Below are 7,975 nucleotides of genomic sequence, written 5' to 3' on the forward strand. Positions count from 1 at the left end.
GTCGACGGGTGGTATTTCCGTCGACCGGCCCCGGTCTCGCTGTGTAGGGTCCGGGAGTAGTCCAGACGTAGCGGCGTCAGCCCGGTTCCGGGCTGCCCCCCCGAGGCCTTCCAGGTCGGCGAGACCTGTCATACATGTTCGTGGGAACACTCACCTTCGACCTGCTGCTGGGCGACGTCCACTCGCTCAAGGAGAAGCGTTCGATCGTGCGGCCCATCGTGGCCGAACTGCAGCGCAAGTACAGCGTGTGCGCTGCCGAGACCGGGAACCAGGACCTGCACCGCCGGGCCGAGATCGGCCTCGCGGTGGTGTCCGGCGATGCCGGGTACGTGACCGAGGTCCTGGACAGCTGTGAGCGGTTGGTCGCCGGCCGCCCCGAGGTGCAGCTCCTCTCCGCGAGGAGGCGGTACCACAACGACGACGACGAATGAGGACTGTGGAGCCGGCCGACGAAGTCGCCGTTCTCACACGGATCAGGACCGAGAGCGCCCGCAAGGCCGGGCGCGGGCCGGTACTTTGGGGCGTGGGCCCCGACGGGTGCGCAGCTCGCCCGGGTACCGGGCCACTGCACGAGGAGGCAACGTGACCGACACCGCAAGGGCGCGCAAGCTCGCCGACCGCATCCAGGTGGTCGTCGCCCAGACCCTGGAGCGGCGGATCAAGGACCCCCGCCTGGGGTTCGTGACCATCACCGACACCCGGGTGACCGGAGACCTGCGCGAGGCCACCGTCTTCTACACCGTCTTCGGTGACGAGACCGAGCGCGAGGCCACCGCGGCCGCCCTGGAGAGCGCCAAGGGCGTGATCCGCTCCGAGGTCGGCAAGATCGGCGTGCGCTTCACCCCGACGCTGACCTTCGTCGCGGACGCGCTGCCGGACAACGCCCGGAACATCGACGACCTGCTCGACCGGGCCCGCACCTCGGACGCCGCCGTGCGCACCCAGGCCGCGGGGGCGAGCTATGCCGGCGCCGCGGACCCGTACCGGGTTCCGGCGTCCGAGCGTGACGACGAGGACGAGTAGTCATGGCGGGTGAGCCGGCGCAGGCCGCCTCGCGAGCCGGATCGACCACGGGGGCGTCCTCCACCAGCACGGTGGAGGGTGCCCTCGCGGCGCTCCCGGGCCCGCGTGCCGAGGAGAGCGGGTCCGAGCTGCTCTGGCAGCAGGTGGTGGCGGAGATCGGGCGGGCCCGTTCGATCGACCTGATCTGCCACATCTGCCCGGACGGCGACGCGTTGGGCTCCTCGCTGGCTGCCGCGCTGGCGCTGCGCGTGCTCGGCAAGCAGGTGCGGGTCTCCTTCGGCGACGACCCGCAGATCGTGCCCGAGTCGCTGTCCTTCCTGCCCGGCCAGGAGTTGATCGTGCCGGCCGCCGAGGTGCCGGACGTGCCGGAACTGGTGCTCTGCTTCGACGTGGCCGCGGAGAGCCGGCTCGGCCTGCTGCACGACAAGGCCTTCGCCGCGCCCGTCCTGGTGGTGTTCGACCACCACGCCTCCAACCCGGGCTTCGGCACCCACCAGTTGATCGACCCGACCGCGCCGGCCACCGCCGTGCTGGTCGACGAACTGCTGCGCCGGCTCGGGGTCGAGCTGGACCAGGAGTTGGCCACCTGCCTCTACACCGGTGTCGCCACCGACACCGGCTCGTTCAAGTACCGGGCCACCACACCCGCCACCCACGAGCTGGCCGGCCGGCTGTTGGCCACCGGGATCCGGCACGACCTGATCTCCCGGCAGCTGTGGGACACCTCGTCCTTCGGCTACCTCAAGGTGCTCGCGGGCGCGCTCGACCGGGCCGTCTACGAGCCGGAGGCGGCCGGTGGGCTGGGCCTGGTGTGGACCTGGGTGCCGTACCAGGACCTCGCGCTGTTCAGCGTCACCGTCGAGGAGATCGAGGGGCTGATCGACATCCTGCGCCGTCCGGCCGAGGCCGAGGTGGCGCTGGTGCTCAAGCAGGACCCGGACGGCACGCTGCGCGGTTCCTCGCGCTCCAAGGGCGCGGTGGACGTCGCCGCGGCCTGCACCGAACTGGGCGGCGGGGGCCACGTCTTCGCGGCCGGCTTCAGCGTCCGGGAGGACGTGGCCGCGGTGGTCGAGCGGTTCCGGAGTGCCCTGCGGCCGGTACGTTGATCGTCTCTCCTGACGTTATTTAGAGAAAGAACCCGATGAAGCGCAAAGGCACCGGCCCGGACGGCCTGGTGATCGTCGACAAGCCCGAGGGCATCACCTCGCACGGGGTCGTCGCCAAGCTGCGGTGGCTGGCCGGGACCAGGAAGGTCGGGCACGCCGGCACCCTGGACCCGATGGCCACCGGCGTGCTGGTGATCGGCGTCGAGCGGGCCACCCGGCTGCTCGGCCACCTGATGCTCACCGCCAAGACCTACGAGGCGACCATCCGGCTCGGCCAGACCACCGTCACCGACGACCGCGAGGGCGAGGTCACCTCCTCGACCCCGGCCGACGCCGTCACCCGGGAGGCGATCGACGCCGGGATCGCGGTGCTCACCGGCGAGATCATGCAGGTGCCGTCCAAGGTCAGCGCGATCAAGATCGACGGCAAGCGCTCGTACGCGCGGGTGCGCGAGGGCGAGGACTTCGAGCTCGCGGCCCGGCCGACCACGATCCACTCCTTCACCGTGCACGAGCAGCGCGCGGCGCTCGCCGAGGACGGCACGCCGGTGACCGACCTGGACGTCACCGTCGAGTGCTCCTCCGGCACCTACATCCGGGCACTGGCCCGGGACCTGGGCGCCGGGCTGGGCGTCGGCGGGCACCTGACCGCGCTGCGGCGCACCAAGGTCGGGCCGTACGGGGTCGAGTCGGCGCGCACCCTGGAGCAGTTGGAGGCCGAGGTCACCGGCGAGCCCGCCAAGGAGCTGGAGGTGCTGCCGATCGCGGCGGCCGCGGCGGCGGCCTTCCCGCGCTGGGACCTGGACGAGGCCTCGGCGCAGAAGCTGTCCCACGGCGCCCGGCTGAAGGCGCCCGGGATGGGCGTGGACGGGCCGATCGCGGTGTTCGGGCCGGACGGGCGCTTCCTCGCGCTGGTCGAGGAGAAGGGCGGGCAGGCCAAGCCGGTCGCGGTCTTCGTCGGCTGACGGCCCCGCCGCTGTTCGGAGCCCCCGTCGGGATTCATCCCGACGGGGGCTTTCCCGTTTCCGGAGCACCTTCACCCGCACGAGGGGGCGCGCGGAGTGAACGCCCGTGGTGAGCGGCGCGGGCGCGGTCGGGTCGCCGCCCCGGCGGGCAGGTTCCCGACGACGAGCGGGCGACGGCCGAGGGGGGTACGACATGCCGGGGTTTCCGGAGGGCGGTCCAGGGCGGTACCTGCTGCGGATCCGGGACCTCAACGGGCGGCTGCACGGCGTGGGGTTCGTCGCCGACCCACAGGGGGGCGTGCTGACGGCGCACGAGAGCGTGGCCGGACTGGACCGGATCGTCCTGCACACCCCCGGCGGGCAGACCAGGGTGCTCGGCCCGGACGCCGTGCTGCCGCTGCCCGAGTACGGGCTCGCGCTGCTGCGCACCGGGGCGGTCGGCGGGCTGCCGGTGCCGCCGCTGCCGCTGTGCGCCGTCGTGGCCGGCCACGAGGTGCTGCTGCCCGCGCTGGCGGGGGAGGACGAACGGGTCGTCGCCCTGCGCTGCGGGCTGCTCGCCGTCGCCGGCGCCGCGTACGGCGGGCACCGGCTCGACGGGGTGGTGCTGCTGGACGTGCCGGTGGTCGGCGGGGTCGCGGTGCCGGCCGGCTCGCCGGTGCTGGACGCGCGGAGCGGGGCGGTGGTCGCGCTGGCCGCGCCCGCCGTGCGCGGGCCCCGGCACGGTGGGGCGCTGCCGGCCGTGGTGGTGGGGGCGGGGCCCTCGGGTGGGACGGGGGCCGCGGAGGCGCTGGCCGGGCTGTTGGCGAGCAACGCGGCGGCGGTGCCCGGCTACGGCCCGGCGCTCAACCTGGCCGGGGTGCTGCGGCTGACTGCCGCCCAGGTGACGGCCGTCGGCGCCGGACCGGGCCGGGTGGCCCACCTGGCCGCGGACCGGGTGGACCGACCGGACGGCCTCGCCGGGGACGAGCCGGCCGCGACCGTCACCGTGCTGGTCGGCGCCCCCGGCAGCGGGCGCACCACCGAACTGGCCGCGCTGGCCACCCGCCGCTGCGGCGGAGCCCGCCCGCTGCCCACCCTCTGGCTGCGCGGCGCCGACCTGCACGCCGGGGACCGGTCGCTCGCCGAGCCGGTGGAGCGCGCGCTGGCCGCCGCGGCGGTCGAACTCGGCACCCCGGCGCCCGCTCCGGAGCCGGTGGCGGCACTGTGCGCGGCGGCCGGCCGGCCGCTGCTGGTGGTCCTGGACGGCCCCGAGGAGGCCCCGCTGCCGGTGGACGCGCACTGGCTGCGCGGCGCCGGCGAGTGGCTGACCGGCTGCGGGGCCCGGCTGGTGACCGCCTGCGGGGAGGAGCTGTGGGAACGGCTCGCCGCCGAGACCTGGGGGAGCGGCACACCCGGCCCCCGGCGGACGGCTGAGCCGGACCCGTACGGTGACCTGAGCAGTGCCCCCACCGTACGGATGGACGGCCGCGGCCCGGACGGGCCGAGCCTGGCCGGGCAGCGGCTCGGCCCGCTGCCCCCCGAGGCGGCCGAGCGGGTGCGCCGCCGGTACGGGCTGCCGCCGGGCCACCCGGCCGCCGCCGAGGACGCACGGCACCCGCTGGCCGTCCGGCTGGCCGGGGAGCTGTGGGCCCAGGGGCTGCACGACGGGCCGGTGCGCCGGGGCGAGCTGTTCGGCGCCTTCCTGGACCTGCGCTGCCTGCGGGTGGCCCAGCGGCTGGCCGAGGACGGTCGGCCGCGCCGCCCCGGCGCCCATCGCCGGGGCGCGGTGCGGCCAGGCGGGTCGGGGCACCGGCGGGTGCGCCGGCTCGCGGCGGCGGTGGCCGGGCGGGTGCACGAGGCGGCCCGGCGGATGCTCGGCGGCCAGTCGGGCGGCGGGCTGGACAGGGCCGTCTTCGAGGAGCTGTTCCCGGTCGAGGGCGGCTGGGCCACGGCGGTGCTCGCCGAGGGCCTGTTCGTCCCGGCCGGGCCCGGATTCCGCTTCGCGCACGGGGAGTTCGCGGACTGGCTGCAGGGCCGGCACCTGGACCTGGACGCGGCACTGCGGCTGCTGCTCGGCGAGGCCGAGGACACCCCGCCGTGGCCCGCCGACGAGGTGGAGGAGCCCGGTGGCCTGCCGGCGGGGGAGACGGCCGCCGGGGCGAACACCGTCCCCCGGCACCGGATCGGCCCGGTCGCCGCCGCGCTGCGCCGGGTGGCCGAGACCTGGGGCGCCGGTGCCCTGGACCCGTGGCTGCACCGGATCTGGCGCGCCCTGGACCTGCGCCCGCCGGGCAGCGAACCCGCCTGGTGGGCGGCCCGGCTGCTCGCCGCGGGCCTGGCCGCCAGCCCGGACCCGGCCGAACACCGGGCTCTGCTCGACCAGTTGGCGGCCCGGATCGCCGAACGGGCGGGCGCGGCGGGCGCGGCGGCGCTCCCGGCGGCCGGGCTCGGCCGCTTCGGCCCGGCCTTCTGGACCGGTCTCGGCCTGCCCGTCGAGGCGGAACTCGCCCTGCTGCGCCACCTGGTGGTCGCCGACGGCCCCGGGCAGCGGTTCCTCGACGTGGTCGCCGAACGGCTGCGCGCCGACCCGGTCGCGGTGTTCCCGCTGCTCTGCGCCTGGTTCGAGGACCCGCGCGGCCTGCCGGGCCGCCCCGGCGTCGCCGACCTCGCCCACGACCTGCTGCACGCCCACCGCCGGCTCGCCCTGGACGAGCTGGCCGACGCGCTGGCCGACGCGGCACACCCGCGGGCGGACGCGCTGCTCACCGTGCTCGCCGCCGAGGAGCCGTCCGCGCTCTGCCGGGCGGTGGACCGCTGGAGCCACGACCGGCGGCCCGAGCGGCACGTCGCGGCCGCCGTGCACGCCCTGCGGACCGCCCCGTACGCCTCCGGCGCCGGGGCCGAGCTGCTGCGGTACACCGCGCTGACCCTGCTCGCCCGCGAGGACGAGCCCGGCCTGCACGGGGCCGCGCTGGCGCTGCTGGTGGGTGATCCGGCGACCCGGGCCGAGTACCTGCCGGCCGCGCTCGCCCGGTTCCGGGCGGGCGGCGACGCCTTCCTCACAGCGCGGGTGCTCGCCCCGGCCCTGGAGAGCCACCCGGAGCCCGTTCTCGCCGCGCTCGCCGACCGGGCGGCGGGCCCCGGCGCGGCCCCCGCCGAGACGCTGCGGGTGCTCGCCGACGCCACCGCCCCGGCGGCCGTCCGGCGGGGCGCCGAACTGGCCGCCTGGCTGCTGCGCGCGGACCCGGTGCCGGCCGGTCCGGTGGCCGTCGACTACCTCGGCCGCCGGCTGGGGCGCGCCGTCGCCGTCGGCCCGGCCGACCGGCTGGAGCTGCGGGTGCTGCTCGGCGTCGCACTGGCCGCCCGCAGCGCGGCGGTCCGGCGGCCGTTCGCCGAGGTGCTGTCCGTCCCGGTGGCCGACCCGGCTGCGGACGCGCTGCGCTGCGAGCTGCTGGACACCCTGCTCGCCACCGAGACCGACCCGACGGTGCTGGCCGCCGCCGTGGAGCGGCTCGCCGAGCACTGCGCGGCCGAGAACCCCGCCCGGGCCCGAGCGGTGCTGGCCCGGGCCACTCCGGGGCTGCCGGATGCGGACGAATTCCTGGTGCGCTGCGCCGGGCGGTCGGCGGCCTTCGCCCGGCTGCTCGCCCGGTGGCCGTCCGGGGCCGCTCCGACCGCCCCGGACGGCCCCAGGCTGGCCCGGATGCGGGCCCTGGCGGCGGCCGGACGGGATCCGCAGTACGCGGCCGCCGAGGCCGAGCGGGCGGTGCCCGGGCGGGCGCCGGGGCCCTCGATGGGCTCAACCCGTATTCCGGTGCCTGAGCCGGGGCAGGCGCATGGCACGCTATAGGGGTTCGGGTTTTGAGCGTTTGAGCGTACAGAAGGTACGCGTCGTACGGAACAAGGAGCGGTCAGGTGCAGCGCTGGCGTGGCCTGGAGGAGATCCCCGGTGACTGGGGACGCAGCGTCGTCACCATCGGCTCGTTCGACGGGGTGCACCGCGGGCATCAGCTGATCATCGGGCGGGCGGTCGAGCGGGCCCGCGAACTCGGCCTCCCCTCGGTCGTGGTGACCTTCGACCCGCACCCGCGCGAGGTCATCCGCCCGGGCAGCCACCCGCCGCTGCTCGCGCCGCACCCGCGCCGTGCCGAGCTGATCGCGGAGCTGGGCGTGGACGCGGTGCTGGTGCTTCCGTTCACCACCGAGTTCTCCCAGGAGTCCCCGGAGACCTTCGTCCGCCAGGTGCTGGTGGACGCGCTGCGCGCGCGGGTCGTCATCGAGGGCCCCAACTTCCGGTTCGGGCACCGGGCAGCCGGGGACGTCGCGCTGCTCGGCGAGCTGGGCCGGGCGGACGACTTCGAGGTCGAGGTGATCGACCTCCAGGTGTGCGGCACGGCCGGGGACGGCGAGCCGTTCTCCTCCAGCCTGACCCGCCGGCTGGTCCGGACCGGGGACATGGCCGGTGCCAACGAGGTGCTGGGCCGCCCGCACCGGGTCGAGGGCGTGGTGGTGCGCGGCGCGCAGCGCGGCCGTGAGCTGGGCTACCCGACCGCCAACGTCGAGACCGTGCCGCACAGCGCGATCCCGGCCGACGGCGTGTACGCGGGCTGGCTGACCGCGGACGGCGAGCGGATGCCGGCGGCGATCTCGGTCGGCACCAACCCGACCTTCGACGGCACGGCCCGCACCGTGGAGGCCTACGCCATCGACCGGGTCGGCCTGGACCTGTACGGGCTGCACGTGGCCGTGGACTTCCTGGCCTACCTGCGCGGGATGGAGAAGTTCGACTCCATCGACGCGCTGCTGGACCGGATGGCCGACGACGTCAAGCGGGCCCGCGAGCTGACCGACGGCGTCTGAGCGCCGCGACGGCGGAAGGGCCCACCGACACAGGTCGGTGGG

6 protein-coding genes are annotated in these 7,975 nt (G+C 76.3%); all 6 read left to right on the forward strand.

Annotation, left to right across the window (positions count from 1 at the left end; translation table 11 throughout):
- Positions 1–134 precede the first annotated feature (134 nt).
- The 6 genes from ACFU7Y_RS35040 (at position 135) to ACFU7Y_RS35065 (ending at position 7,933) form a co-directional block, all read left to right on the forward strand.
- Positions 135–431, forward strand: a complete 297-nt coding sequence (locus ACFU7Y_RS35040) for a DUF503 domain-containing protein (RefSeq protein ID WP_224284125.1) — start codon at positions 135–137, stop codon at positions 429–431.
- A 151-nt stretch (positions 432–582) separates the two neighbouring features.
- The gene (gene rbfA, locus ACFU7Y_RS35045) at positions 583–1,023 is read left to right on the forward strand and encodes a 30S ribosome-binding factor RbfA (protein WP_224284126.1); all 441 of its coding nucleotides are present in this window, start codon (positions 583–585) and stop codon (positions 1,021–1,023) included.
- A 2-nt stretch (positions 1,024–1,025) separates the two neighbouring features.
- Positions 1,026–2,129 (forward strand): bifunctional oligoribonuclease/PAP phosphatase NrnA, encoded by a 1,104-nt coding sequence (locus ACFU7Y_RS35050; RefSeq protein ID WP_380770781.1) that lies wholly within the window; start codon positions 1,026–1,028, stop codon positions 2,127–2,129.
- 35 nt (positions 2,130–2,164) lie between these two features.
- The gene (gene truB / locus ACFU7Y_RS35055) at positions 2,165–3,094 is read left to right on the forward strand and encodes a tRNA pseudouridine(55) synthase TruB (protein WP_224284128.1); all 930 of its coding nucleotides are present in this window, start codon (positions 2,165–2,167) and stop codon (positions 3,092–3,094) included.
- A 193-nt stretch (positions 3,095–3,287) separates the two neighbouring features.
- Positions 3,288–6,923 carry a serine protease gene (locus ACFU7Y_RS35060; protein WP_380770782.1) on the forward strand — a complete coding sequence of 1,212 codons (3,636 nt, stop codon included), beginning with the start codon at positions 3,288–3,290 and terminating at the stop codon, positions 6,921–6,923.
- Positions 6,924–6,988: 65 nt separating this feature from the next.
- Complete coding sequence (locus ACFU7Y_RS35065) at positions 6,989–7,933, forward strand: bifunctional riboflavin kinase/FAD synthetase (RefSeq protein ID WP_224285548.1); 945 nt, start codon at positions 6,989–6,991, stop codon at positions 7,931–7,933.
- Positions 7,934–7,975 lie beyond the last annotated feature (42 nt).

This window comes from Kitasatospora sp. NPDC057542 (assembly GCF_042801945.1).
GTDB lineage: Bacteria > Actinomycetota > Actinomycetes > Streptomycetales > Streptomycetaceae > Kitasatospora.

What these genes read in the sequence shown, in the direction of transcription:
- truB (WP_224284128.1), top strand. Translation starts at nt 2,165, where the DNA reads ATGAAGCGCAAAGGCACCGGCCCGGACGGCCTGGTGATCGTCGACAAG.
- ACFU7Y_RS35050 (WP_380770781.1), top strand. Translation starts at nt 1,026, where the DNA reads ATGGCGGGTGAGCCGGCGCAGGCCGCCTCGCGAGCCGGATCGACCACG.
- ACFU7Y_RS35040 (WP_224284125.1), top strand. Translation starts at nt 135, where the DNA reads ATGTTCGTGGGAACACTCACCTTCGACCTGCTGCTGGGCGACGTCCAC.
- ACFU7Y_RS35060 (WP_380770782.1), top strand. Translation starts at nt 3,288, where the DNA reads ATGCCGGGGTTTCCGGAGGGCGGTCCAGGGCGGTACCTGCTGCGGATC.